The 26573-nt window shown below is 41.3% G+C and carries 26 protein-coding genes and 1 pseudogene; 3 read left to right on the forward strand and 24 right to left on the reverse strand.

Annotation, left to right across the window (positions count from 1 at the left end):
- Positions 1-91 precede the first annotated feature (91 nt).
- The 4 genes and pseudogenes from NST85_RS27405 to NST85_RS27420 form a co-directional block, all read right to left on the reverse strand.
- Positions 92-781, reverse strand: a complete 690-nt coding sequence (locus NST85_RS27405) for a hypothetical protein (RefSeq protein WP_341190908.1) — start codon at positions 779-781, stop codon at positions 92-94.
- A gap of 389 nt (positions 782-1170) precedes the next feature.
- Entirely contained in the window at positions 1171-1761 is a 591-nt protein-coding gene (locus tag NST85_RS27410; protein WP_341190909.1) for a hypothetical protein, read from the reverse strand.
- A gap of 214 nt (positions 1762-1975) precedes the next feature.
- Complete coding sequence (locus tag NST85_RS27415) at positions 1976-2200, reverse strand: phage holin (RefSeq protein ID WP_307398485.1); 225 nt, start codon at positions 2198-2200, stop codon at positions 1976-1978.
- 287 nt (positions 2201-2487) lie between these two features.
- Positions 2488-2883: pseudogene (locus tag NST85_RS27420) on the reverse strand (formylglycine-generating enzyme family protein); the annotation flags it as partial.
- Positions 2884-2916: 33 nt separating this feature from the next.
- Between NST85_RS27420 and NST85_RS27425 the strand changes: the two are divergent.
- A complete protein-coding gene (locus tag NST85_RS27425; RefSeq protein ID WP_341190910.1) occupies positions 2917-3933 on the forward strand; it encodes an SPASM domain-containing protein in 1017 nt (338 codons plus the stop codon).
- Positions 3934-4018: 85 nt separating this feature from the next.
- Here the strand turns inward: NST85_RS27425 and fabZ are convergent, their stop codons facing one another.
- The 11 genes from fabZ to NST85_RS27480 all read right to left on the reverse strand — a co-directional run bounded on the left by fabZ (position 4019) and on the right by NST85_RS27480 (position 14824).
- Positions 4019-4453: a 3-hydroxyacyl-ACP dehydratase FabZ gene (fabZ, locus tag NST85_RS27430; RefSeq protein ID WP_127194124.1), complete on the reverse strand. Its 435-nt coding sequence runs from the start codon at positions 4451-4453 to the stop codon at positions 4019-4021.
- On the reverse strand, positions 4437-5003 hold the full coding sequence (locus NST85_RS27435; protein ID WP_341190911.1) for a 4'-phosphopantetheinyl transferase superfamily protein: 567 nt from the start codon (positions 5001-5003) through the stop codon (positions 4437-4439). Before NST85_RS27435 ends, fabZ begins: the two co-directional genes overlap by 17 nt.
- Positions 5004-5747 carry a 3-oxoacyl-[acyl-carrier-protein] reductase gene (fabG, locus tag NST85_RS27440; protein ID WP_341190912.1) on the reverse strand — a complete coding sequence of 248 codons (744 nt, stop codon included), beginning with the start codon at positions 5745-5747 and terminating at the stop codon, positions 5004-5006.
- Positions 5747-6763, reverse strand: a complete 1017-nt coding sequence (locus NST85_RS27445) for a hypothetical protein (protein ID WP_341190913.1) — start codon at positions 6761-6763, stop codon at positions 5747-5749. Before NST85_RS27445 ends, fabG begins: the two co-directional genes overlap by 1 nt.
- Position 6764: 1 nt before the next feature.
- The gene (locus NST85_RS27450) at positions 6765-7949 is read right to left on the reverse strand and encodes a beta-ketoacyl-[acyl-carrier-protein] synthase family protein (RefSeq protein WP_341190914.1); all 1185 of its coding nucleotides are present in this window, start codon (positions 7947-7949) and stop codon (positions 6765-6767) included.
- Positions 7942-9066 carry an ABC transporter permease gene (locus tag NST85_RS27455; RefSeq protein WP_307398480.1) on the reverse strand — a complete coding sequence of 375 codons (1125 nt, stop codon included), beginning with the start codon at positions 9064-9066 and terminating at the stop codon, positions 7942-7944. The genes NST85_RS27450 and NST85_RS27455 overlap by 8 nt, the downstream gene beginning before the upstream one ends.
- Entirely contained in the window at positions 9053-10204 is a 1152-nt protein-coding gene (locus tag NST85_RS27460) for an ABC transporter permease (RefSeq protein ID WP_341190915.1), read from the reverse strand. Before NST85_RS27460 ends, NST85_RS27455 begins: the two co-directional genes overlap by 14 nt.
- Before the next feature lie 32 nt (positions 10205-10236).
- Positions 10237-11190, reverse strand: a complete 954-nt coding sequence (locus tag NST85_RS27465; protein ID WP_127194117.1) for an ABC transporter ATP-binding protein — start codon at positions 11188-11190, stop codon at positions 10237-10239.
- Positions 11191-11209: 19 nt separating this feature from the next.
- Positions 11210-11479: a phosphopantetheine-binding protein gene (locus NST85_RS27470; RefSeq protein WP_170220267.1), complete on the reverse strand. Its 270-nt coding sequence runs from the start codon at positions 11477-11479 to the stop codon at positions 11210-11212.
- Positions 11466-13058 (reverse strand): hypothetical protein, encoded by a 1593-nt coding sequence (locus NST85_RS27475; protein WP_341190916.1) that lies wholly within the window; start codon positions 13056-13058, stop codon positions 11466-11468. The genes NST85_RS27470 and NST85_RS27475 overlap by 14 nt, the downstream gene beginning before the upstream one ends.
- Positions 13059-13378: 320 nt before the next feature.
- Positions 13379-14824, reverse strand: coding sequence for a DEAD/DEAH box helicase (locus NST85_RS27480; RefSeq protein WP_341190917.1), 1446 nt, complete (start codon positions 14822-14824; stop codon positions 13379-13381).
- Positions 14825-15199: 375 nt separating this feature from the next.
- Between NST85_RS27480 and NST85_RS27485 the strand changes: the two genes are divergently transcribed.
- Positions 15200-16810, forward strand: a complete 1611-nt coding sequence (locus NST85_RS27485; protein ID WP_341190918.1) for an oleate hydratase — start codon at positions 15200-15202, stop codon at positions 16808-16810.
- A gap of 67 nt (positions 16811-16877) precedes the next feature.
- Here the strand turns inward: NST85_RS27485 and NST85_RS27490 are convergent, their stop codons facing one another.
- From NST85_RS27490 to NST85_RS27510, 5 genes are all read right to left on the reverse strand, one after another.
- Complete coding sequence (locus NST85_RS27490) at positions 16878-18518, reverse strand: alkaline phosphatase (protein ID WP_127194113.1); 1641 nt, start codon at positions 18516-18518, stop codon at positions 16878-16880.
- A 200-nt stretch (positions 18519-18718) separates the two neighbouring features.
- The gene (locus NST85_RS27495) at positions 18719-19042 is read right to left on the reverse strand and encodes a FlxA-like family protein (protein WP_341190919.1); all 324 of its coding nucleotides are present in this window, start codon (positions 19040-19042) and stop codon (positions 18719-18721) included.
- A gap of 106 nt (positions 19043-19148) precedes the next feature.
- Entirely contained in the window at positions 19149-19871 is a 723-nt protein-coding gene (locus NST85_RS27500; protein WP_341190920.1) for a Crp/Fnr family transcriptional regulator, read from the reverse strand.
- Between the two features lie 3 nt (positions 19872-19874).
- Positions 19875-21770 carry a heavy metal translocating P-type ATPase gene (locus tag NST85_RS27505; RefSeq protein ID WP_341190921.1) on the reverse strand — a complete coding sequence of 632 codons (1896 nt, stop codon included), beginning with the start codon at positions 21768-21770 and terminating at the stop codon, positions 19875-19877.
- Between the two features lie 25 nt (positions 21771-21795).
- Positions 21796-22017, reverse strand: coding sequence for a heavy-metal-associated domain-containing protein (locus NST85_RS27510; RefSeq protein ID WP_307398470.1), 222 nt, complete (start codon positions 22015-22017; stop codon positions 21796-21798).
- Positions 22018-22197: 180 nt separating this feature from the next.
- Here NST85_RS27510 and NST85_RS27515 point away from each other — a divergent pair, with 180 nt between their 5' ends.
- On the forward strand, positions 22198-23151 hold the full coding sequence (locus NST85_RS27515) for a TRM11 family SAM-dependent methyltransferase (RefSeq protein ID WP_341190922.1): 954 nt from the start codon (positions 22198-22200) through the stop codon (positions 23149-23151).
- Positions 23152-23214: 63 nt separating this feature from the next.
- Here the strand turns inward: NST85_RS27515 and rlmN are convergent, their stop codons facing one another.
- The 4 genes from rlmN to NST85_RS27535 form a co-directional block, all read right to left on the reverse strand.
- Positions 23215-24288: a 23S rRNA (adenine(2503)-C(2))-methyltransferase RlmN gene (rlmN, locus tag NST85_RS27520; protein ID WP_341190923.1), complete on the reverse strand. Its 1074-nt coding sequence runs from the start codon at positions 24286-24288 to the stop codon at positions 23215-23217.
- A 194-nt stretch (positions 24289-24482) separates the two neighbouring features.
- A complete protein-coding gene (gene greA, locus NST85_RS27525; protein ID WP_127194107.1) occupies positions 24483-24968 on the reverse strand; it encodes a transcription elongation factor GreA in 486 nt (161 codons plus the stop codon).
- 187 nt (positions 24969-25155) lie between these two features.
- A complete protein-coding gene (locus NST85_RS27530; RefSeq protein WP_127194106.1) occupies positions 25156-25365 on the reverse strand; it encodes a hypothetical protein in 210 nt (69 codons plus the stop codon).
- Between the two features lie 5 nt (positions 25366-25370).
- Positions 25371-26537, reverse strand: coding sequence for an ArsA family ATPase (locus NST85_RS27535; protein ID WP_341190924.1), 1167 nt, complete (start codon positions 26535-26537; stop codon positions 25371-25373).
- Positions 26538-26573 lie beyond the last annotated feature (36 nt).

Consider the following 26573-nt stretch of genomic DNA (forward strand, 5'->3'; position numbering starts at 1 on the left):
TGTAATCTTTAATTTGCTATTTTTCATTTATGCACCTCAATTAATCGACTGGAACAAGTAAATGTTCCAGTCGATATAGTAATGTTTTTTATTAATAGACCTTGTAAGAGATATCAGTAGTATATTGGTCGAAATCAGGTACTTCAAAATAAGAATAATACTGCCATGGAGCCCAAACGGTATCTTTTCCTCGACTTGTTGTATAAGTATATAGCATTGACTGACCACCAGCTCTTTCAATGGATCTTATCGTTTCGGAAGTTAGATAGTCACTTAAAACCCCTAACGCACCATAAGCTTCCATGATACTACCGATAATAGGGAATTTTTTCCCGACAAATATCCCCGCCAAAGCTATAGCCAAGTCTTGCCAAGTTGTTAATTTACTGTCTTTATATTTACTAATTATTGATTTTGTAGTAGATGGTGAAAGATATTGAATTTCTACTCTTGCAACAAACATACTACCAGATTTTAGATTATAAAAAACTTCTCCTCCATCTGGGGCATATACAAGGTCATCAACACCACGAACACTAATACCCTCTTTTTTAGCGAATTGATTTTTCACCATCTGCCTAAAAAACTCATAAGACTCAGGGGAGGCATTCTGTGCGTCAAGTTGTTGATTAACAATATCTAACATTTCCTTTTCTGTCAAGACAGATTTCGTATTAACCTCAGGTACAGTCTGCAACTGACTATGTGCTGGGGTAGCAAATGCAGTGAGACTCGGAACAAGCAAAGATAATGACAAAATGGCAACCAATACTCTTTTCATGAATTTCCCTCCATTTCATTTAATTTCCATTTTATAATACCATCAAACATACTATTTTGTAAATAGAAGGGAATTTTTATCGTAAAAAAGTTTTTTTTACATTATAATGTTAGAAAATAATAGATTACCCGTGTGGTATGTAATTATCGTACTACCTCAATAAAAATACCGACTCAGTGTATGAGACGGCTAAGGGGTAGTTTTGAATCACCTAATATGTTGTATCTATAGTATAAACTATTGATTATGCGTAATTGCTACGGATTTTACATTATTAAATTCGAAATATGTTATATCAGTGCAAGAGCAAAAGCTCACTAGCCTATGTTGAACTGCCCCCAATTGTTAATTGTGTCTAACAATTGGAGTGCAGTTCAATGCCAGAGTGGTCATTCTTCATTGAATGGAAGTAGTAACTTGATTTCTCCGTTCTCTCCTCGCCCTAGTCCGTAATCAATCGTTACAAAATCAAGGGTTCGATTATATTTTAGGCTAGTGGCAATATTGGCTATGGCCTTCCTTCTCTTATCTGCAAATGTGTTATCTGAGATACCATAAAGTTCTTTTTTATAACCTTTTTTCATGTACTCTTGCGCCTTTAGATACTTTGTACCGTTGATAAATAGGAGCTCGGCTATTTTATTTTCATGTGGATCTCGCATGTTGTTAATAGCATATTTAATATTGTTAGTGATAAAGAGATAGAACTGATAAATCTTATACCGTTTGTCTTTAAGTATTACTGAATTAGCTGTAACATCAGCTGTAAGCTCATGACCTGTTTCTCGCTTGGCTACCGATCCTTCAGCTGCCACGTAATCGTATTCACTGAATCCGCTTTTCATCTGCTTTAGAGAATACTCGTAATTACCAATAAGATCTATCATATCTGTATGTTTACCCAGCAACCACTTGGTTTTACGAATGTCATCTTCGTTTATATCGTCAAATAAGGTTATTTGAATGATTTCTGGTATCATCTAAATCTTCTTCAAAGCTGCTTTTTATCAAGGTAACCTCTCCACTCACGGTATCCCTCCTTTAACAGTGATGGTAACATCCTTCAAAACGTAACGTTGCTTCACACTGCAGGGGCTGTCAACCGCTAATTGGGTTTTGGGCCTATAAAAATAGATACCATCCTATGAGGATAGTATCTATTTCTGTGAGTATTAAATTTACGAGGGTGACTCTTTATAAGTTATACCCGCCACTCTTCGGCTTGGTTGGATTCGAAATAATTCCGAGTGTGGATAGCAAACCAAGCCCCACATCCACAATCGCTAGAACTTCCTGTTTCATCACATCTGTCAAATCAAAGGCTCCCGTTAAATGCCCAATGAGTTGAACCAACAAAATAACTTGAGAAGCTATACTGACCCATAACGCGTAGTTTTTAAAACGTTGTTTCTGGAACATACATCTACCTCCCTCTTTTTTCTAATATATATATATTCATAGGTTGTCTAAAACTTGCGGCAGATCACCTTTTTAAACGCAAGCAAATTCATTATTTGTAGCTGTTTTTTTAGTTTCATAGCTTTCAACTATGGACCCTCTATTATCAAGATAACCAAATATAAAAACACCCGCCCAATTGCCTTAGCGGCAAAATGGACGGGTGCCTTTGAAACAAACTATATATTGATCTGGTGAACATTCAAGGCATCTTCATGACCGATGATCACTTGTACTACACCGACCTTTCACCGCACATCCGCTACACAACGAAAGCCTATATTACCTGTGGAGCTGTCGGGTGTATTGGAGCTGCGGGCTGCGACTCTATAACGGTTGCAGTAAGATTGGTGGCATAGATAAGAACCACCTCTCATAGCTTTATTAGTCCCAGTATGTGGTCCTTTGGGGTTGATCCGCTGGCTTTGAACATCCACATCCAATGAGAACCAATCGGAGCACCATTCCCATACATTTCCGACTGTGTTATACAGTCCGTATCCGTTTGGCTCGAAGGAGCGCACGGGCGCGGTACCTGCATATCCGTCACTGACATCGTTATAATCAGGAAACGCCCCCTGCCAAATGTTGCATTTATACTCTCCACCTGGGTCTAAAATATCGCCCCACGGATAGCGCTTTTGCACACTTTTGCTTGGCAAGGGGGAGAACCTTTGTTGGCGGGCTTAGACTTCTTTGATCAGGTGGTACATTTACAACGCCAATATGCCCGAACCCAAACGGTGATCGGAAACTCATTACAAACCAATGGAACATTAATAACGAAAGAGTGGGCAGCTTTTTTTAAGAAAAATGAATTCTTAATCGGGGTTAGCCTGGATGGAACTCAACAAATCCATGACTCTCGCAGGGTGTACTCCAATGGGACAGGAAGCTTTAATCAGGTCATGCGTGGAATCCAGCATGAACAGCAGGTCGAATTCAACATTCTTACTGTAGTTCATGAGGGAAACGTCGATAAGGCTGCTGAAATGTTAAATTTCTACGCTGAGCATGGCTTTAACTATATCCAGTTCATCCCTTGCATGGATTTCCGGGCTCAACAACCTGATAAGCCACCACAGTTTCTTATTACCTCGAAGCAATATGGCCAGTTTCTATGTGATGTGTTTGATATTTGGTTCAATGATGGAAATCCCGTTATTTCTGAACGGTTCTTCGACAACTTGTTCCGACTCCATGTAGGATATCCTGCTGAATCATGCATCCACCGTGACTCCTGTCCAAAAACGCTTATTCTAGAACAAAACGGGGATGCCTATCCTTGTGATTTCTTCATGAACAGTAATTATAAATTAGGCAATGTGGGTACCGATTCCCTAGACGATATTTTATCGAATCCACAATACGACCAATTCCTACGATTGAAACCTACACTTCCGGATTCATGCCAAAGCTGTCAGTACCTGAAATTCTGCCATGGTGGATGCCCCCGTAACCGACGCTGGAGCGCTGGAGATGGAGGAGTGCTACCCGATGTATTTTGCGAGAGTTATAAGATGATTTACCAATATTCCTATGAACGAATGGAACAAATTGCGGTAAAATGGCGTAAGGAACGTACTGAGGAATGGATCGCACGTGGCAGAAAATTGCCGGGTAGAAATGACCTCTGTCTATGTGGTAGCGGCCGCAAATACAAGAAATGCTGTGAAGATATTGTTGCACACTAAAAAAGCCGAAATCAAGATGATACTCTTGATCTCGGCAACCATACATATACATTGCCTCTATCTGCTGATAAACATCTTTTCACCTTCAATTGACTAAGTATGAAAGTTCTCCCTGTGCGACTTTACAGTCGTCTACAAACATCTCGCAATATACTTTAGCCATATCCCCTAAGTTAATTACTTTTTGGCCTACAGTAATGATCCTATCGCCAGGTTCCACACGTTTCAGAAACTTCGTTTTGTTTACACCAACCAAAAGTCCATCCTTACCTTCTAAATTGTTCTTGTTGTCATCGAAATTATGAAAAATTAATCCCCCGGTTTGTGCCATCGTCTCGATCATAAGTACCCCCGGATAGATCGGCTTATAATCGAAATGTCCGACACTCCAAAATTCGTTGAAGGTGATGTTCTTAATCGTCGTAACCGATTTGTTATATTCATGCTGGATAACCCGATCGACAAGTAAAAATGGATAACGCTGCGGTAATGCTTCCTTTATCTTAGAAATGCCATACATGGAATAGCTCCCTTTCGCAGTAAGTTATAACAATCTGATTAGAGCCGTGTATTTCTGTGTATACAAATACCGGACACCCTAAGCCTGTCATGGACATTCTTCCGGTTTCAACCCGGAGTGTCTTGGATTGTAGAAATACTTGCAGAGGTATCCGAAGCAGCTTGGTTAGCGATTCCTTCATCCCCCATATCACGCTCAAGAGCATATGTTCATCATGTTCCGGCCGCTGGTTACGAATATAATTTAATTCAGCATCATTCGTAAAAAAAGAACTGGTACCCTTAAATCTATCCATATTCTCATAATCACAGCCCACCACATAGTCATAACTTATAACCTGAAGAACATCATTTCCGCAATAGGATCTTGAATGGAGGAACTCATCCGGGATATCTTGTTGTAGAATGCCCCGGACACTTTGCCTAAGCCGGGATTTCTTAATTCCCTTTCCCTTACTACCGCACGTGAAGGAAAAGGAATATAACAACATTTCCATTCCTTTAGGTAGCTTATCAACAAACATAATAGGCGCTGCTTCCTCCACCTTCATCTAGCTAGTTAATCCTCCGTCAACTACGATCGTCGTTCCCGTCACATAACTAGACATGGAAGAGGCCAAGAACAAGACGACATTTGCCACTTCCTCACGGGAACCAATACGCTTAAGCGGGATCCGTCCCATCATTTCCTTCTTATGCTTCTCCGGGATTTCTCCGATCATATCTGTTTCGATATAACCTGGGGCAATCGCATTAACACGGATATTATATCTACCGAGTTCTTTAGAGACGGATCGTGTGAAGCCCAACAACCCAGCCTTTGCTGCGCAATAATTCGCTTGCCCTACACTTCCGATCATACCTGATACAGAAGACATATTAATAATGGAACCCTCTTTGCTATTCAGTAGCATCTTGTAGGATACAGACTTCGTAATGTGGAATACCCCGTTTAGATTAGTATTCATGACTTCGAACCAATCATCCTCACTCATCTGAACGAATAGTTTATCGCGGTTAACACCTGCATTATTGACTAGAATATCGGGTATTCCGTATTGGCTGTATATTATTTCTAATGCAGCAAGGACTTCTTCACGGCTTGTAATGTCTAACTTCAGACAATGCACGTCTCGTTCCTGCGCTCTTAACCGTTCAGTTAATTGCTCTGCTTTATCTCGATTAGAATGATAAGTAAAGATAACAGTAGCCCCTTCAGCTGCCAATTTCTCCACAACAGCACTTCCGATACCACGACTACCACCTGTAACTAGTGCAATTTTGCCCCCTATCATCAAACATCCGCCTCCCTTGCCGGATTACCCTTTAGTAATGCGAGTGATACTTTGGATTCCTCAAAGTCAGCATCGATAACGATCAGATATCCATCTGATGTCACTTCACTAGACAAGAGGGCGAACTGCATAGCATTCTGAAATGCGGAGGAGAAAGACTCCCCGAAAAAGTCCTTAGGCGACAGCGTCTGGAACGGTTCTTTCAGATACGATTGGAAGAAATCTCGCTCAAGCTGCCATTGGTCGCTTCCTTGACGGGAAGATAATATAACCGCAGCGATATCACCATCCATCATATTGAATCCTTCCTTCCACTCCTCTAATACGAGCTTTAGACATGCTGTGAAGTCCTGTTCCTTAAACAAACGATCACCGTTCTTCTTCACAGCAAAAGTCTGAACCCCATAAATATACCCAAGGATGGGCGCATTTCGATTCACCGCATGTTCTTCGGATTCAATAGCGAGCAAATTGCTTATTTCTGAGAAACGTTCAATGTTTTCTTGCCCCGTTAAAGCGGTAAGGACTTCCGTAATTTCATCTACAGCCAGAGAATAAGCAACCTCGGCTTTGCCAGATTGAATACATTGGATGGCTGAAACAATACCATCCGCTCCTCTTTCTGTTGTCATCGGCCCATGAAGTCCCAACGCTCTGCATATGTAGCCTACTCCCGCATTCGCCACCGTTGCGGAGAACAACGTTGGACTTCCCATATCGTAGCCTTCCGCCTTAACCGTCTCGATATATTCCTTGCATACTTTATAAGGCCCATACTTAGATGACATCACTATTCCTGTACGCTGCAAATAATCCTTTAACGATGTGTTCTTATCCAGCAACCCCATCACAGTATATAAACAAATGCGGGACAGTCGATCCGTTCTTCTGACTTTAGGTAATACCTTAAAGTCCCGATCTATTCGCAACAATTCAGGTTCTGCCGAGAACTCATAGTCCTCGAAACGATCTCCATACGCCGAACACAATACGTTACCTGTAATACAGATGTTCATCTTATGACACCTCTTGAGTTATTTTCTTCACAACGACACTGACACAATTGCCACCAAATGCAAAAGAATTACTGAGTGCATAATGATAATGACAGGGAATCGCTTCCTCAGGAAACACAATGTTCTCCCTATGCTCCATCGGTTGATGTAATTTATAGTTTGGAATGGCATACTGCTCATGCATAGCAGCGACAGTGGCAGCTAATTCGACAATTCCAGCAGCCGACAACGTATGGCCCGTCAATGATTTAATAGAGGATACATGAACAGGATGAACGAATACCTCGCTAATCGCTAACACTTCCATAGCATCATTGGTTGGGGTTCCAGTACCATGAGCATTGATATATGTAATATCCTCAGCCGTAATACCCGCTTCCTCGATTGCTCGCTGCATAGCAAGTTTAGCCCCAATCCCCTCAGGATGCGGTGCTGTGATATGGTAGGCATCATTACTTATTCCATACCCAACGATCTCACCCAGGATTGGAGCCTCCCGGTTCAAAGCATATTCGTATTCCTCTACGATAAGAAAAACAGAGGCGTTACCCAGACCAACTCCATCCCGAAGGTTGGAGAATGGCTGTGAACCTTTTGTCCCAAGAGCCCCCAGAATGCTGAACCCGGAATGTTGCATGACGGTAATCGTCTCGATCCCGCCCAGCAAAACAATCTTATGATCGCTATATCGAATCAGATCAAGTGCCTTACCTGCGGCGATCCCACCAGCAGAGCAAGAGGAATCGCATACCGTAATCTTCCCATTGATTGGAATGGCGTCCTGGACATATTCAGAGAACTTTGTACCAAATGATGACTCCTCTTCTGAATAAGTTCTATAAAGAAAAGTGTTCGTGTCTTCCGTTGAAGTTGAATATACCAACCCAACCTTATGTTTGATCTCTTCCAAATCATTCACGGATAGGATTGCATTTTTCATTGCCTCTTTCAGCGAATCCAAGCCATATTCGTTAAAATCAATTAGGCTTTTGGTTTTGATCTTCTGATAGTCCTGCTGGGTTGTTCTTTCCAAGTTCTCTAACGTAATGACTCGCGAATGAGACTTATTTCCCGTCGATCCGCGTAGCTCACTTCTAAACTGCTCGTAATTATCTGCAAAGGCACATTGAACGCCAATACCTGTAACAACCGCTCTGCGCTGACCGTTCAGTTTCGAATTAGACACTTTTTATCCCATCCTTTTTGACGACTAAATATATTAAAATGACACCGATACATAGGAATGATGTGAAGTATCCCCCGAATTTCAGAAGTTCAGAAGACGTGAGTCCATACAACACTTCGGATTTGTTAAACATAACAATCCAGCTAGTTGGGAAGACGGAAGACACCTGCTGCAAAAATGTCGGCATGATCTCCCGAGGCCAAAGTTGTCCGCTTAACATCCCCAAAGGGAGAACAAAGATGGGTAGAAGACTTACTCCAACCTTCATATTTTTAGAGAGCGCAACAATCATTTGTCCAATAAGTGCTAAACACGCTACATAGAGAATGGTTCCAGCACTAATCTGGAGAAAATGCGGTAAGATGACCTTCGTTCCGAGCAATTGATTAATAAAACCATGGGCAATAAAAAACTGAATCATGCCATATACGACAAACAAAAAGGTAGATTGTAAATAATAAGAAATAGATGTTGTTGGACTGACTAGAATTCGCTCGTATATTCCCCGTTCCTTATCTTTGAGAAAGACAAGGGACATCGAGATTAACAAGAAGAAAATATCAAAGGCTAACACATTAATTAGCCCAATATAGGTATCCTTTATCTTGTCTCCTTCATATTTCTCGGAGATGTTAAATGTCGTCTGCTCTAGCCTGCTCAACGCAGCGGAGAACTCACTGATATCCTTGAACTCTATGCCCGCTATCGTCTTGGTAGAGGACAGGAAACTATTCAGCTTCAGCTTCAGTGGAATAGAGTTGTTATCATCGGTCAACGAGAATCCACGGATTTTGGCAAAACTCTTATTGTCCAAAACATCCTGCTCCAACCCTTGATCTATCACGAGTGCATATTGCACTTCATTGCTGATCAACTTATCCTCCAATTCCTTGACTGTATCCTGCTTCACGATAGCTACATTGCTTTTAGACAACTGTTCAATCAGCAACCTTGAAAGTTGATCGTCAGACTGATCGACAACCCCTATACGATATTGAAAATTAGTCTGGTATTGTAGATAGGTCGTATAGATATGAGCTATTGGTAATAGGATAATAAGTAAGAACATAAGCCAGTTGCGGCTGATGCGAAATAAGTAGAAGTTAAATATCTTCATAAGCTTGTACTCCTTTATATTTGCTCAGCATGATCAGTGATATCAGTATGCCTAGGCTAATTAAGAGTAGAATGGAAGAGATATATGGCATTAAAATTTCATTTTGGTAGATATAAGTGAAGTACAGCTTCTGAATATATGTAACTGGGGATACAAAGCTAAAATATCCAAAATCAATGCGATAATATCCTCCTGCTACAAAGATCATAAGAGGAATACCAACGCTAGTAATCATGTTCAAAAGCTTTCGATTGTTAATATACACGCCTAATATCAATCCGATAGCATTAAAGAACATAGAACCTAATAGAGTGATGAAAAAGATGACGTAGAGATGTTGCCCATAGTACACGTCGAACACCAATTTTGAGAACAGAATAACAATCGAGGCTTGAATAAAAGATACCAGTACCCCCGAAGTAAACAGGCTAATGACAACAACAAGCGGAGAAATCGGTGATATTCTTAGCTTAACTCCTAGATTTCCCTTAAAGTCATTTTGAATATTATTAATCGCAAAAGAGAGTCCATAGAACAGAACAAGAACCGTCATCGTTACTCCGTAATAATTCATTGCAGTAGTTTTGGGTTGTCCAGCTATGTCGGAATCCGCAATCAATTGTTCGAACACGTATTGATGGCCGTCTTCCTGCTCCGGCATGATCTCGTAAGCAAGCCGAAGCGAATTCGTGGCATCCGTCAGCGTGGACAAGGTAACCGAAATTACGCTATGCTCGACCGTATCCTTCTGATTGTAAAGTACCGTGATTTCCACTTTTTCTCCATTGGCCATTTGCAGATCTATATTGTCGGGTACGATCATAAGCGCTTTAAATACACCTGCTCCTAACTGCTCACGGGCAGTCGATAAATCCGCAACTTCCTTAGTTCGTAGCAATTCCTTGACCTCTTTATCCTCAAAAAAACCGATCAGACTTTGCTTGTAATATTCACTTCCTGCTCCGTAGACCACTCCAATTGGAATATCTTTAACAGGTTTGGGGTTATAAATGGACGACAGAGAAGATCCCAAGATACCTATCAGTAGAATAGGAAGTACGATCAGGTTAACCAATACGGCTTTCTCCATAAACATCTTGTGGAAAAAATTAAATATCAGAATTCTGAAGCTTCTCATGATATAACTCCTAATCAAGGTATTTTCAGCTATTAACCACTTTGTTGCACACTGGGATGAGTTCCGGTAAGTTCTAAGAACACACTTTCCAAAGAGACGTCGGACAATTGGATTTTCTTGATCTGATCGTTAAAGTTCTCTTTCAGCGAAATGAGATTCTTCACAGATTCACCAGCTTCACCATGAACCTTGATTTCCAACTCTGTTTCCGAAGGAAATGCGGCATTTTCCTTAAATTCATACATCAATTGTCGTTTGTCTGCTTCTTCTAAAGGACGATGAAAGATAACATTAATCATCTCACTACCAGCCTCATGTTTAATCTCATCCATACCGCCGGAATATAGCACTTTGCCATCATTAATAATGACTACTTGATTGCAAATGGACTCGATCTCCTCCATATAGTGCGAGACATAAATAATTGTCTTCCCTTGCTGCTTCAGTTCATTGATCGATTCAAGGATGTAATTACGAGATTGGGGATCAACTCCAACCGTTGGCTCGTCCAGAATAATCAATTGAGGATTATGCACAATTCCGCAAGCAATATTCAATCTTCGCTTCATACCACCAGAGAACTTGGAGGGTCTCTCCTTTGCTCTATCCGTTAGCTGTACGAATGCTAGCGCTCTGTCTACGTGCTCGGCCAACTCTTTGCCTTTCAATCCATAGATAGAACCAAAAAATTTCACATTCTGATAAGCCGTTAGATTCTCAATAATCGCAATATCTTGCGGTACATAACCAAGCATCTTCTTAACCTCTTTGGAATGCTTCTTGATATCGAGATCTCCAATTTCTATACTTCCGTCTGACAACTTAAGCAGACCCATAATCAATTGAATCAGTGTGGACTTGCCTGCACCGTTCAATCCCATAAATCCCATCACGTCGTTTTCTCTCACTGAGAAATTGATGTCCTTTAGCACTTTTTTGGATTTATCATAAGAAAATTGGACATCTTTAACACTTAACATATCCATTACTTATATCTCCTCACACTCATGAATTGACGTTAATAGTTTGCTTTTCCATTACTTTTGCTGCTAACAATCTGATGCTTGCGAAGGCACCAGAGTCCTCCTCCGAAAGTTCAATATTATAATTCCGTTTGACTAGGACTGCCAACTCCACAGCGTCTACTGAATCTAGCGCATAGTTGTCTGCTTCATCGGTCTCGAATAATGGATCATCTAATCCTAGATGGTTAACATCCTCCAATTCCAACTCATTAATTATTAATTCGCGCAGCTTGTACTCAAATTCGTACATGTTCATCTCTCCCTTTCATAATTAGGTTATGGTTATAAACAGTTAAGTTTGTAAACACGGTTGTGTGATCAATTGGCTCCCACGTTCTAGAGAAGATACCAATCTCGGTAAAATCCGGCGAAAAACCATTCTCATAAAATAACCGATACTCTATATCCTGGGGATTCTTGTAATAGAGAAGTAGACCTTTCTCTCGATCTTTGCGTATCTTCAATTTGAGAGAAGGCACTAAATTTTTCATTTCCTTTACGCAATAATCCGCTTGTCTCTGAGGAACAAATAAGGATATTCCAATATTCTGTATGCCTCCAAACAATAGCGTCTCATGATCGTAAATGATGATAATACCGGACTGGAAAGGTAATCCAGGATCACTTCGATTCTCAATTTCCACTTCAATTAAGTCGATGTCGCCACTTTCGTAGCCTACGTTGCTCTTATCATCTCTCCATAAAATTTGGAAGGCATCATTCTCGGCTATCCAGGTATCTGTCTTAAGCGTAGCGCTGTGATGGATTGTAATTTTCTCCTTCTCCATCTGCAAATTAACCCCGCTGGCATTAAGTATGACCGCCTCCTCAAGTGAAATCTGCTGAACTGTGTTCTCCTGACTTTGAGCGGTATTCAAATACTCCGTGATCAGACCGTGCATATGCAGCAATATATTTCGCTCCAATAACGTATACTGTGCGAACAACTCACTGGATGAACCAGACCCTGCCAAAATTATCGGAATCTTTGATTTCAGCTCATTAAACGAAACTATAAGTTCGTCAAATGTTGTGGTGTCAATTTCGAGTGTCTTGAATACCGATTTTAAAATTTTAAAGTATGTATTCTTATGGTTGAATTTCATGAAAAATTTCTGGATTTGCTCCGCTTTACTATCTTGATTACTTAGCATCGACTCAAATTGATGATCCTTGTACTGGTTAATATATTTATTCAGAATGTAGAGGTTAGCCTGAAAGACTAGTCTGGAGTTGTTGGTGTGATGTGGTGATAATTCTGAGGTTGACCAAAAGTAGGGTTCTGATGTTGGTTGAAAGTTTTCGAAGAATAATTGACTAGAATCATATAAGACATCCCAAGGAATTAAGAAATCCTCGTATAATGTGCTGGAGCCATTCTTGACATGCAAATTATCTAGAATGTAGTAACGCCCTGTTTGCTGATCACAACCCTTGAGGATAAAATAATGCTCACCGTGTTTGGTTCTATAAGCTGCATTATAGTAAATATTAAATACATCTCCAGGTATGATCAGTCGGTGCTTTTGATTCAAACTTGTACGGATCAGCTCATGGAACTGGTACTGATTCTTGTAAAACACCTTTTCAGCCTGCACATTAAAAAGTGGAGAGAGAACGTTTGCATTACTCTCGAGCATAAAGTCATCATGTTCTGTTTCGGCAATACTTTCCGGAAAAAAGGTCCAATTTAAAAACATCGCCTGAAGAAAGTTGTCGAAATATGACGCATGATATGACTGCAATACGATGGACCAAGCCCGAAAGAAACAATTTACTTCATGCCAAGAGTATTCATCCCCATAATTCGGTTTGAGTTCCTTAATCATTCTGTGAAAAACACCCCCTTAAGGTAAATATTACAAATTGTGCAATCGTTTGAATTAAATTTACCATCTAGCAATCTTATTATCAATCCCTAATTTAGCATATTATAGAATATATTAAATAATATAGGTAATATGGATTATAGACGTATTAATGTATGGTTTTATAGAACTAGTAATATATCAAACCAGCCCTTGTCCATATCTAATGACAAGAGCTGGTTACTAGTTTGGGTAAATAGCAGCGCACAAAGAGCCGAAATCAAGATGTTACTCTTGGTCTCGGCTCTCGAGGTTTCCTTTGACTCGGCCCACTCTAGACTTTACTTCAAAGCCTTGTGAACTTTCAGCAATTTCCCCTTAATTGTTGTATCCTTCATTACTTTTAAGACAAGTGGACCCTTGCCATTCAATATTTCCACGTAAGAAACATTATCCTGGATCGTAATAATCCCAATGTCCTCTGCTGTGATCCCCTCAATTTTGGAAATCGTACCTACGAAGTCGACAGCTCTAAGCTTCTTCTTCTTGCCCCCATTGAAATACAGCTTCATAATCTCTTTATTTAATTGCTCATTCTTATCCGGTTTTCTCGTAGGCTGAATCCCCATTTTTCCTTCAAAAGAAGTCTTCTTACTTGCTACTTCCTCTTTGGAAGGTGGGCTCATTCTCGGGATACTAAATCCGATATATCCTTCAATTTCACTCAGGAATTTATCTTCAAATGGGGTGACGAAGCTAATCGCCTTCCCTTTCTTACCCGCTCGTCCTGTTCTTCCCGTCCGATGTACATAACTTTCCTTCTCGAGCGGTAGATCATAGTTGATGACATGCGTGATATTATCAATATCGATTCCTCTTGCAGCTACGTCAGTAGCAACGAGGTAACGGAACTGACCTCTTCTGAAGTCATTCATGACTTCAAAACGCTCTTCCTGCAGCATCCCACCATGGATTTTCGAACAAGTATAATCGGCGTTGGTTAATTGCTCACTTACCTGATTCACATGTTCTTGAGTCCGGCAGAAGATAATGCAGCTATCCGGATTTTCAACGATAGTAATATCTTTAAGTAGCGCAAATTTATCCTTATCTTTCACTTCGTATAAAGTATGCTCTATGGTATCCGTCGTGAGTCCTGTAGCCTGAATCTCAATATGACGGGGATCGTTCATATATTTATGACAAAGCTTTTCTACATCTTGAGGAAGTGTTGCCGAAAATAACATCGTCGTTCTTTCGACCGGCAGCTTCTGTATAATCGCTTCTACTTGCTGAATAAATCCCATGTTAAGCATTTCATCAGCTTCATCAATGACAAGGTATTCTAATTTTTCTAATGAAAATGTTCCTCGTTCTATATGATCCAGAACACGCCCCGGAGTTCCAACTACTACGTGACTCTTCTGCTTCAATTCAGCAGTTTGCTTCGCATAGGGAACCTTACCGTACAGTGCTGTCGCTTTAATCCGTTTGAATCGTCCAATATTCGTAATGTCCTCTTTCACTTGCACCGCTAATTCGCGGGTAGGCGTGAGGATTAGAGCCTGTGGCTTATTCTCCTGCCAATCTACTAGATCACAAATAGGAATACCAAAGGAGGCTGTCTTGCCACTCCCTGTTTGCGATTTCACTACAAGATCCTGCTTCGTTAGCGCGAGCGGTATGACTTCACGTTGCACTTCTGTTGGCTCATGATACCCCAAACTTTGCAGTGCTGAGACGATTTCCTCACTTAGTTTATAGTCCTTAAAATCTTGAATACTCATCCTTTTACCTCTTCTGCTGCGCAGATTTATAATCTACTCATGCTTTCAATTTTTGGTTCGTTATTTAAGTACATATTGTAGCTCTACAAGAGAGTCGTATGAACAAAGAGTATCACATCCATCGCTTATTGTCTGCTGATCCAAGACATCAAAGCGATATGATCCACAAGATGTACTCATTATATGTAACATTTCAAATCACTATCCGCCCTCCACAATGATCTCGGAAACCGAGCAATGCTTGTTTTTAAACACTTCTTCACTTTTGTCTAAAAACTAAACACTCTGCCCTCACTGTCTATAGAGATCATCTCCCTGTTGTCCTATTGTAAAGGTACGCAAACAGCATCATCGTTTTTAAAAATTTCTAAAAACATGGAGGCTAATATGATGGAACAAAACAAGGACAACAGACAGGTTTATTTTGTAGGAGGCGGTCTTGCATCACTCGCTGGTGCAGCATATCTGGTTAGAGATTGCGGATTCTCGGGTAAAAATATTCACGTGCTAGAAGGAATGAATATCCTAGGTGGAAGCAACGATGGAGCAGGTAGTCCAGTCCAAGGTTTTGTATGTCGCGGCGGGCGCATGTTAAACGAAGAAACCTATGAGAACTTCTGGGAACTGTTTAATTCTATTCCTTCTATTGAGCAACCTGATATATCAGTAACAGATGAAATTCTCGCCTTTGACCATGAGCACCCCACTCATGCAAATGCGAGATTAATAAATAAGGATGGCGAGGTTCTAGATGTAATGTCTATGGGCTTCAACACCGCCGATCGTTTGGCCATTGGCAAATTGATGATCGCACCTGAAGAGAAACTCGACAATCTGCGTATCTGCGATTGGTTTGCGCACACACCACACTTCTTTGAAACTAACTTCTGGTATATGTGGCAAACTACTTTTGCCTTCCAAAAATGGTCTAGCTTGTTCGAATTTAGACGTTATATGAATCGTATGATGTTCGAGTTCTCACGTATCCAAACGCTTGAAGGTGTGACTCGGACTCGTTATAACCAATATGAATCTGTAATCCTACCATTGAAGGCTTATCTAGATAAGTTCGATGTAGACTTCGGTCTAAAATGTGTAGTTACTGACCTCGACTTTGATGAAAATGAAGGTATTACCGTTACTGCTATCCACTATACACAGGATGGTATAACGGATAACTTGATTCAGTTGCATGAAGGTGACCTTTGTATCGTTACCAACGGCTGCATGACGGACAATGCTACGCTAGGAGATTTGCATACAGCTGCTCCATTGATTGCTGACAAACCTATGTCAGGTGAGCTTTGGGCAAAAATAGCTGCCAAAAAAGAAGGCCTTGGCAATCCTGCACCTTTCTTTGGTCGTCCTGAGGAAACCAACTGGGAATCATTTACCGTCACGATGCAGGGCAACAAACTACTTAAGATGATCGAGAAATATTCACGTAATGTGCCTGGTAGCGGCGCCCTTATGACCTTTAAAGATTCTAGCTGGCTGATGTCCATTGTGGTGGCAGCACAGCCTCACTTCAAGGATCAACCTGCTGATCAGACTATCTTCTGGGGTTATGGACTGTATACAGATAAAGTCGGCGACTATGTAAAAAAACCTATGCGTGATTGCACAGGTGAGGAGATGCTCATTGAATTGCTACACCATCTGCATTTCGAAGATCAACTTGATGGAATTCTAAGTGATGTTATCAATGTCATTCCTTGCATGATGCCTTATATTGATGCTCAGTTCCAGCCACGTAAAATGACGGACCGCCCAGCGGTTGTCCCTGCTGGCTCTACTAACCTTGCGATGATCAGTCAGTTTGTTGAGATCCCTGAGGATATGGTGTTCACAGAGGAATACTCCGTTCGTGCTGCAAGAATCGCCATCTATACCTTGCTGGGTCTAGATAAGAAGATTTGTCCTGTAACGCCTCATCAATACGACGTACGGACGTTATTCAAGGCTTTCAATACCACCTATCGTTAAGAGATGAGAAAAACGCTGAGGTTGCCCGAAAGTTCCCGGCAGCCTCAGCGTTTTTAAAATAGCGTTATTATTTGATTAAATCAATCGCTTCTTGTGATACCCACGTTCTGCTTGCAATGAACAGGTTAAGCGTATTAAGTTGCACCGTCTTCCCATCCATGATCGCGATGTTCTTATCGATCGGCAATTTTAACAATTGACTGCCTTTCTTCACAACAATGACCGGATTTAATTTATTCGATTTATCAATCGTAACCGTTGCACCTTTTTTGACAAAGGATTCGCCAGATACAAATAAAGTTTTCTCTAAAGCTGAATAGTCAATGCCCAGAACATATTGAATGTATTTTCCGATATCCGAGTTCATAATAATTCCGCTTTGCATAAAGTCTGTAGGTTTAAAGTTCTTAGGGTGATACGCAAATATACCAACCTCATCTGCCGTATGATCCTCCGTCGAGAAGGATACCCCTATTCTCTCCCCGATCATATGTCCAATGACGACTGATAAATTTTCTTCATTCTTTAATGTTTTTTTGACTGCAGCTACTTCTTCCTTCGTTAAATCTGTAAGTCCATACTCTTCTTTCAGCACTTTTACCATATTAGATTCGTTAATTGTACCCTCAATGCCGTAGCTGGTATGTTTTATGCCCTTTAAAGTGGCTCTTAAATCGTCCATAGAGTCATAATTCGTCATATTCAAACCACCTGTAGCGTGATCTGAAGTAGAAATAACAGCCGTATGACCATCCTTCTCTGCAAATTCAACTGCCGTCTGGAACGCTTTATCAAATGCTAGAACTTCGCTTATTATACCCACAGGGTCATTGTCATGGCCGAACCAGTCAATCTGGCTGGCTTCTACCATCATGAAAAATCCCTTTTCATTGGTGGATAGCTTATCAATGGCTACCTTTGTCATTTCAGCCAAACTTGGCTGTTCATTAGGATTTAGATCAAAGTCAGCATCTAAAGCTTCCGGTTGAAAAAGACCCCATACTTTATTCGTTTTCGTGTTTAATAAATCTTTTTTGTTAGTCACATATTCATATCCGTTTGACTTTAGGACCTTCGTCAGATCTTCGCCATCTGTTCGATTCGCTTCTTCTTTCCCAGGCACTAGGTAGTCTGAGCCACCACCAAGCAATACATCAACTCCGTTGTATACCATTTGTTCAGAGATAGATTCTGCAAAGTCACGGCTTGCCGCATGACTGGCAAACACAGCTGGCGTAGCGTCGGTAAGCTCGGATGTAAATACTAATCCTGTTCCTTTTCCGGCTAATTTGGCCGCTTCAAGAATCGTTGGAAGGGGTTTGTTTTCCTCACCCTTATTTGTTGCTTCTATGAAAGGCATGGTGATTGTATCAGGAAGAATTGAAACAGTTTCGCTTTTGATTTTATGCCCCGTAGCTAAAGCTGTAGCACCCGCAGCAGAATCCGTAGTTAATGAATCCGTAGCATAGGTTCTGGATAATCCAGTAAAGTACTTGTCAATAAACAGCGGCTTCCCACCCTGATACCATCTGGCCAGGTTAATTGCGTTTAAACTCGTTCCGTCTGTTACAAATAAAATAACACTTTTCACCTCATTATCCCCAGCTCCGGCGGTAACCGTACCACTAGCGTATGAAGCACTTCCCCCTGCAAAGACGCTACCTAAAAGTAGAAGACTAGAGATACTGCAAATCAACTTCTTTTTCATATTCTTCCCCCCTGTACTCCAAATTAGTGTAGGTTATCTAAATAACCAATCACTCATTCAGTGTAGCTTAGGTTTGTTTGAACAGTTATACGTATTCTGCTACTTATCCATACTTTTTCTACATATCTTACCTTCATATTCCAGTATGTTATCCGCAAATAAAAAGACTCTCACCCATTTAGAGGGTAAGAGTCTTGGGGCTAAATTGAAATATCAATGCTTCCTTCGGTTTCCGCCACGTTAACACCGAGCTTTGCAGCATTAACATCCTTCTTACTATTATTATCTTGTTGTGCACTTGAACTTGATGCATTACTTTGCTTCTGAGCGATTTGAGTCTGAATTTGCTGGATCTGTAGCTGTAATTGCTGCATCTTCACTTGCTTCGTCTTTGCGTCTTCCTTACTTGCAGCCAGTTCCTTTAACTCCGCAGTATATTTGGCTAATTGCTTCTCCAAACTAGCTGTATCGCTTGCTGATGAACTAGCGTAACTGCTACTGCCTGATAAGAATGAAATAGTCAATCTTGACTCCTCCTTTAGGGAATATGTACTCTACCAAGTATAGTTTATCGGTCTTGGAGTAGCCTTAATACGGGCTGAACGTTTGCTGAAAATGACGAAGGATAGCCTAAATTTCTTCCAACGCCTCGATATTCAAAACTGTGATTCCTCGCTGTCCGTTCTGCTCGATCAGTCCCCGCCCCTCAAACTCAGCTAGTTTCCGACTGAGGGTCTCCGGAGTTGTTCCAAGATAAGAGGCCAGATCCTTCTTCGTCATGGGCAAGGTGATTCTAAGGTTATCTTCGCTACTTGCTTTAGCTAGTTCTATCAAATAAGTCGCTATCCGCCCTTCCGTATCTTCTGAAGTCAGGCTACTCATTTGTTTCTCCGTTTGCTCGAGGCGACGGCTAAACTCTTCAATGATTTTATAAGAAATCGCTGGATATTTCATTAATAGGGCCTGTAGATCACTACGCTGTATCGTACATAATTCAGTTTTCTCCATCGCTACAGCATAGCAGTCATGAATCGTTTCTGAGAATAAAGCTAATTCTCCCATGAAATCTCCAGGCTCCAAAATGCGAATGAATTGCTCTTTGCCGGATTCCGAAAGCCGGTAAATCTTAACTCTGCCACGATGCACGATAAATAAATGAGCCGAATGCTCTCCTGCACCATAAATCTGTTCATTACGTTCATACCTTGCTGACTTTGTAGTTGTAGCGATTTCTCTCATTTCCTCAGGTTGTAAATGATTAAATATCGGCACCAAAGAGATGCAGAGCTTCTGCATCTCTTTGTCATTTGGATTTGGATCAGGATCATGATGTCCACATGAACTAGAATTCAATTTCTACACGACCTCTCGCACTGGTAGTGATACAGTAGACTTATTGTGATGTCTCTGTTCACTAGTATACCTCACAAGCCTAACAGCGTTGAGAATCACGATAAGCACACTCAATTCATGGATGAACATGCCCGAGGCGAGAAACACCTTTTGTAATATAACTCCTAATAGCAAAAGCACAACCGTACCGACGGCAAAGAACGTATTTTGCTTCATATTTCTGACTGTGGTCTGTGCAAGAGAATAGGCGTGTGCGAACTGATCCAGTTTGTCCGCCATTAATACAACATCAGCGGTTTCCATGGCGACATCGCTGCCTGATCCACCCATGGCCAAACCGATGTCAGCTGTTGCAATGGCAGGTGCATCATTAATCCCATCCCCAGCCATAGCAACATGTTTTCCCGCATCTTGTAATTCCTGAACCTTCGCCACCTTGTCTTCTGGAAGCATTTCAGCAAAGACATGATCGATACCCAGCTTGGACGCGACTAGTTCAGCCGTATACCGATTATCACCTGTCAGCATGTAGAATTGCTTGATTCCCGCGGCTCTTAATTTGGTGATTGCCTCCGCTGCCTCAGGTCTAATTTGGTCAGCGATCGAAACGATGCCCTCCACTCGCCCCTCTATTGCAGCAAAAATGGCTGTGTTTCCTAGTTTCTCACGTTCTATAGCATAGATGTCTATCTCTGGGGAGATCAGGATCCCGCTCTCCATCATGAGTTTGCGATTCCCAACTGTGAGTTGCTGTCCTGCTATGTGTACCCGAATGCCATTTCCCTTGATGATCTCTGCATTGTCCGGTTTGTTGCGGAGAGATAAACTTCTAGCCTTTGCCTCTTTAACAATAGTTTGACCGAGATGATGCTCCGAGACCATTTCTGCCTCGGCTACAACTCTTAGCAAGTCATTCTCCTCCATAGTAAAGGATTTTACATTCGTTACTTCCGGGCGACCTTTCGTCAAGGTTCCGGTTTTATCAAAGACGACGGTATTGACCTTCGCAAGCTTCTCCATGATTTCTCCGCCCTTAATTAGCACACCATTCTTTGCTCCATTCCCGATTCCTGCAACAATGGAGACCGGTGCAGAAATGACAAGCGCCCCAGGGCAGGCAATGACGAGAAACGTTAATGTGAATTCAATGTTCCAAGTAAATAGATAGACGATCACAGATAGGACGATGATAGCAGGTGTATACAGGTTTGCAAACTTCTCTAAGAACTTTTCTGTTTTCGTCTTTGACTCCTGTGCTTCTTCAACGAGTTCAATTATTTTGGCAAACGTCGTGTCATCTCCAATTTTCTCAGCAATGATCTCAATATAACCGTGATCAAGTATTGTACCGCTATATACAGTGTCATCCGTCCTCTTATTCGCAGGTACAGACTCACCCGTAATGGCAGCTTCATTGATGAAGGCTTGGCCTGATACAACTTTTCCATCAACCGCCACTTTCTCACCGGATTGAATAACGACAAGGTCACCGACTAGCACATCATCAACTGGGAGTGTCCGTCTTTCTCCATCTCTTAGAACAGTTGCCTCTAATGGCGCCATATCTATTAATTTTCTCAATGAGGATCTTGTTTGTTCCAGCGTTCGTGCTTCGAGATAGGCGCCAAATAAGAACAAGAACGACACGATAGCTGATTCCACATATTCTCCGATATATAGAGCCCCAACAATGGCGATCGACACGAGGAGTTCAATGCTAAAAGCCTTCATCCGCAAGGCTTGAATCGCCTTGATTAGTATTGGATAACCAGCGATTACGGTCGAGATCACAAGTACGATCTTACCCTGCTGTTGTAATCCAACCAGGTACAAGATAAAGGCTACAGCAAGGAGCGATCCCGTGATCGCTGTAATGCTTAATTTCGTTTTCCCTGTCATCCTCCTCATTCCCTTCAACAGATCGTTATGAAACTTTTTTAGATAATACAGGGTAACCCAGCTTAGTAATTGTTGACTCCAACTGCTCAACGGTCACTTTCGTTTCGTCAAAATCTACCTTTACCTTGCTAGAGTTGAACAACACATTCGTTTCCTTCACACCCTCTTGCTTATGAAGAGTACTCTCAATCTTCTTTACACAGGATGGGCAAGAGAGAATTTCCAGTTGAAATTTAACAGTCGTCATATAGATCGCCTCCGAAATAGTTTGAGTAGTCACTCTGTTTCTATCTCTAGTCTACCTTCACGCACCTTTGGATTCCTTGATCTAGATCAATTTAGCAAATTTATGGCTTTGCTTTTTTAGCTCTTTACAGATAAGGTTGAAGATACTACTAAATTTGACTCGAAAAAGGATGAACCTGAATTGAATAATCGTACCTCGCTATCTCATTTTATATATACCTATGCCTGTCGTGTGGATGAGCAGTCTTTATGTCAACTAGAGTTGCGCTCGCTGTTTGGTATGGAGCCACCCGCCAGCATCTTTCAAAGTGAAATCTCTATAGATCCTAGTCGCAGCCCTTTTCTTAAAGAAAGAATCGAAGTGCTCTACGAGGGTGACACCCTGCCCGATATACTTGAACAAGTGAAAGAGATTCAGATGAATGATGCCACTTTCAAGGTTATTTTTGTGAAAACAAATGATCTGGACCCCACTGAAAAAGTAGAGTACACCGATCGCCGCGCGATTGAGCGAGAAATGGGCATGCATATTACCGGAGAAGCGGATGTCCATCACCCGGATCATGAGTTTGGTCTCGTAACCTTGGGTGGGCGCTGGTTCTTTGGCCACTATGTAAAAAATAAAGCAACTTGGCTTCATCACATGAAGAAACCACGCAGTTATTCCATTGCGCTTAGCACACGTGTAGCAAGGGCTGCAGTCAATATTGCCGTTCCTAATCCGGTAGGCATCAAAGCCATTGATCCTTGCTGCGGAATCGGAACCGTACTTGTAGAGGCACTCTCGATGGGCATCGACATTGTCGGGGGAGATATTAATCCCTTTATAGCCCGTGGGGCGCGTGAGAATATTGCTCATTTCGGATTTCAATGTCAGGTCACCTTGGGGGCCATATCAACAATCTCCGAACACTACGACGTAGCTATTATCGATATGCCCTATAATCTGTTCTCCACGACCACTCCGGAGGAGCAGCTTTCCATCCTTCAGCATACGCGCCGTATCGCGACAAAAGCGGTCATTATCACAATTGAACCGATCGACGAGATGATTGCAACCGCTGGATTCACCATCACAGATCGCGGTGTTGCCAAGAAGGGGAATTTCACTAGGCACATTTTAGTTTGTTTATGACTCTATTATGGATGCAAAAAAAGAGGTTAAACCCGGAATGCGGGTTTAACCTCTTTTCGTCATTTAAAGTACTACTTCTGGGGTTTCTTTGATTTGTTTGCTTCGCAATTGTCCACAAGCGGCATCAATATCTGTCCCATGTTCTAAGCGAACGGTACAATTAACTCCCTGCTTCTTCAATGCATCATAGAATAGCAGGATTGATTCATGCTCGCTTCGTTGATACTGACTATGCTCATCAACCGGGTTATATGGAATCAAGTTTACACTGGCAAGCTGTTGTTTATCACGAATTAGCTCCGCAAGCTCCAGCGCATGCTCTACACGGTCATTTACATCTCTTAGTAAAATATACTCGAACATAATTCTTCGATTCGTTTTGGTCAGATAGTAATCCACCGCATCCATCAATTTTTCAATTGGATTTGCACGGTTTATCTTCATGATTCGTGTTCGAAGCTCATCATTTGGCGCATGTAATGAAATCGCTAAGTTTACCTGCGTGTTCGCATCAGCAAACTCCTTAATTTTATCAGCAAGTCCACTGGTCGATACGGTAATACGTCTGCCAGCAATGGCTAATCCCTTACGATCCTTAATCACATCTATGAAATCGATCATGTTTGCAAAATTATCAAACGGCTCGCCAATCCCCATCACCACAACATGAGTCACAAGTTCGTCTTGTTTGGCAGCATCCAGATGATGTTGGACTTTCATGATTTGCTCCACAATTTCACCACTAGATAGATCACGGCTTTTCTTTAACAAGCCACTCGCACAAAAACTACAGCCGATATTACAACCTACCTGCGTTGTTACACAAACAGATAGCCCAAACTTCTGTCTCATTAATACCGTCTCAATCAAATTTCCGTCCTTTAATCGGAACAGGAACTTGATCGTACCGTCTGTTGATTCTTGTTTCACATGTTCTTCTAGCGTTTGGATAACAAAGTGCTGTTCCAATAGTTCGGTACACTCTTTATTAACATCTATCATGTCAGAGAATTGTGTTACCCGTTTCTTGTATAGCCAATCCCAGACTTGTGATGCCCGAAACTTTCTATGTCCATGTTCCAGCAGCCATGCTGTCAGTTGCTCAAATGTTAATCCATAAATGGATGTTTTGCTCATTCGCTTATCCTCTTTTCAAACATTAAAATTCTGTTCAATGATTCAATTCATATAATTGTCCCAAATTTTTATTATTAAAACAAGAGGAGCCGAAAAAAATTAAAAAAGAAGACATTAAACCAATAAAGTGCCCTTACGTTTCCTTTAAGGTAACGTTGAGGACACTCTAAATTGACGATCTGGGTATGCATTAACTACACAATTCTTATTTCAAGTAGCTCATATCTAATAATGCCCATAGGTGCCTTCACATTAATTTGGCTACCAATACTTTTTCCCATCATTTCCTTACCTAAAGGACTCTCATAGGATATTTTATTATTCAAAACATCTGCTTCAGCTGGCCCTACAATTTGGTATTCAATCTTCTCAGAAAATTCAATATCATTCAATACGACAGTAGTACCAACGCCCACTTTGTCCCTATCCGCATCATCCAATTCAACTACACGTGCTTTAGTTAGCATCTTCTCCAAGATTAGAATTCGAGTCTCCATGAACGCCTGATCATCTTTGGCAGAGTGATATTCACTGTTTTCCTTCAAATCTCCGAAACTTATAGCTAACTTAAGACGAGCGGCTAGCTCCTTACGTTTCGGGCCCTTCAGGTCCCTTAGTTCTTCCTCTAGCTTAGTTAATCCTTCTCTTGTCAAAATAACTTCATCATGCTCATTTGCCATTTTTACAGCTCCCATTTGTCTTGCATTACTTAATTCTAATCTATTTCCACTAAAGAAGGCTAATAAACTTGAGAAAAAGATCAGGTAAATTATAGAACTCTGCAAAAAGGGTGCCTCAAAAGTAGGTTTAACTACCTTCGAGACACCCGATTCTAGATACTGCTACACTTCTAAATTGCGGTTAACATCAATCGATACTAACTGGCTGCAAACCCGATTTCTTTTCCTCTGACTTCACATTCGAGAGATATTCCCCCGTTGCCTCGTGAATGCTTTTAATAAAAGTCACTTCAGCATCTTTTACCGATTGCCCAAGTGAGCTTGGCAAAGCCTCGATGAGGAGATGCATCCCTTCAAATTTCCACTTCATAGCTTTAACTAATAACTTTTCATCCATACGAATCAACCCCCAAAACGTATTTTTAACGTTTCTTCCACAAATTCTGCACCCTTTACGGTTAGACTCTGCAATGTACGAGGTAACGTGATGATTCTTTTGACATTTCCAACCTTGATAATTAATTCATCAAACTTTTGATTCAAGGATAGATCCTTCTTCTCCGTAAACGGTAGGTAGATCGAAAAGATATATTCAGCGCCATCCTTCACCACCTGCTGCGTTCGCAGATTCGTCTTAATTTCAATGGGATTGTCATTGTCACTAAACATCTCCTTGCCCATCCGTTTCAACATATCAATCCCAACCACCTCTTGGTCAAAAAGAGGAGCGTAATAAATCGGTAACGGTGAAAAGCTATCATGGATCATTTCTTTGTACCGAGCATGAGCATCTTTCCACGCTTTAAAGTAGGGATCTGTAACAGAATCGGGTATAACCCGATTGACAACAATGGCATCTACGTTGAAATCGTAAATATTGAGATAGGTGAAGCTTCGTTGAGCCTCTTTAATCACCATTTTCTCTGGATTAACAACAATCCGAATGCTTGTCGTCTCACGATCCGCAATTATTTGTCTCATCTCATCTAGTTGATAGTACACATTATCAAGTTCATCCATAACGGAATCGGATGGCATCGGAATACCCGTTAAAGGGCCAATTACCGGTCTTGCTACCTTTAGCATCTTCTTTTTAATCGGAAATAGCTTCTCCATCCACCAACGGAAGATATCAGGAAAACTGAGTAAAGCCAAAGTTTCACCTGTCGGAGCACAGTCAATAATGACAACATCAAAGGTCTTCTCTTTGTAATATTGCAGTATCCTTAATAGGCTCAGCAGATCCTCCATCCCAGGGAAAACAGTTAATTCTTCGGTTGTAATATCTTTTACGGCCTTAGAGGTAAGTAATGTGGTCATATATTGTTGGATCTTACCCCAGCCCTTTTCCACCTCATGAATGGTATCGATCTCTTGTGCCCACAGATTTTTCTCAATTTCAATTGGCTCCGAAGAAAGCTGTCTATCCAATGAATCGCCCAAGCTATGGGCTGGATCTGTACTTACGACTAATGTTTTTAGCCCTTGCGCAGCGCTCTGTACCGCGGTTGACGCAGCAACACTTGTCTTACCTACGCCACCTTTCCCTGTATACAAAATAATTCTCATCTTGAATTCCCTCCTGTTTATTTTCTCGAAGAGTTA

This window comes from Paenibacillus sp. FSL K6-2524 (assembly GCF_038005525.1).
Taxonomy (GTDB): Bacteria; Bacillota; Bacilli; order Paenibacillales; family Paenibacillaceae; genus Fontibacillus; species Fontibacillus anaericanus.

Coding starts and splice junctions, on each gene's coding strand:
- NST85_RS27535 (WP_341190924.1), bottom strand. CDS start 26,537: ATGAGAATTATTTTGTATACAGGGAAAGGTGGCGTAGGTAAGACAAGT.
- NST85_RS27470 (WP_170220267.1), bottom strand. CDS start 11,479: ATGTACGAATTTGAGTACAAGCTGCGCGAATTAATAATTAATGAGTTG.
- NST85_RS27510 (WP_307398470.1), bottom strand. CDS start 22,017: ATGACGACTGTTAAATTTCAACTGGAAATTCTCTCTTGCCCATCCTGT.
- NST85_RS27460 (WP_341190915.1), bottom strand. CDS start 10,204: ATGAGAAGCTTCAGAATTCTGATATTTAATTTTTTCCACAAGATGTTT.
- NST85_RS27480 (WP_341190917.1), bottom strand. CDS start 14,824: ATGAGTATTCAAGATTTTAAGGACTATAAACTAAGTGAGGAAATCGTC.
- NST85_RS27465 (WP_127194117.1), bottom strand. CDS start 11,190: ATGGATATGTTAAGTGTTAAAGATGTCCAATTTTCTTATGATAAATCC.
- NST85_RS27405 (WP_341190908.1), bottom strand. CDS start 781: ATGAAAAGAGTATTGGTTGCCATTTTGTCATTATCTTTGCTTGTTCCG.
- NST85_RS27490 (WP_127194113.1), bottom strand. CDS start 18,518: ATGAAAAAGAAGTTGATTTGCAGTATCTCTAGTCTTCTACTTTTAGGT.
- greA (WP_127194107.1), bottom strand. CDS start 24,968: ATGGCAAATGAGCATGATGAAGTTATTTTGACAAGAGAAGGATTAACT.
- NST85_RS27415 (WP_307398485.1), bottom strand. CDS start 2,200: ATGTTCCAGAAACAACGTTTTAAAAACTACGCGTTATGGGTCAGTATA.
- NST85_RS27435 (WP_341190911.1), bottom strand. CDS start 5,003: ATGAAGGTGGAGGAAGCAGCGCCTATTATGTTTGTTGATAAGCTACCT.
- NST85_RS27505 (WP_341190921.1), bottom strand. CDS start 21,770: ATGACAGGGAAAACGAAATTAAGCATTACAGCGATCACGGGATCGCTC.
- NST85_RS27485 (WP_341190918.1), top strand. CDS start 15,200: ATGGAGGCTAATATGATGGAACAAAACAAGGACAACAGACAGGTTTAT.
- NST85_RS27475 (WP_341190916.1), bottom strand. CDS start 13,058: ATGATTAAGGAACTCAAACCGAATTATGGGGATGAATACTCTTGGCAT.
- fabZ (WP_127194124.1), bottom strand. CDS start 4,453: ATGTATGGCATTTCTAAGATAAAGGAAGCATTACCGCAGCGTTATCCA.
- NST85_RS27410 (WP_341190909.1), bottom strand. CDS start 1,761: ATGATACCAGAAATCATTCAAATAACCTTATTTGACGATATAAACGAA.
- NST85_RS27455 (WP_307398480.1), bottom strand. CDS start 9,066: ATGAAGATATTTAACTTCTACTTATTTCGCATCAGCCGCAACTGGCTT.
- rlmN (WP_341190923.1), bottom strand. CDS start 24,288: ATGAGCAAAACATCCATTTATGGATTAACATTTGAGCAACTGACAGCA.
- fabG (WP_341190912.1), bottom strand. CDS start 5,747: ATGATAGGGGGCAAAATTGCACTAGTTACAGGTGGTAGTCGTGGTATC.
- NST85_RS27530 (WP_127194106.1), bottom strand. CDS start 25,365: ATGGATGAAAAGTTATTAGTTAAAGCTATGAAGTGGAAATTTGAAGGG.
- NST85_RS27445 (WP_341190913.1), bottom strand. CDS start 6,763: ATGAACATCTGTATTACAGGTAACGTATTGTGTTCGGCGTATGGAGAT.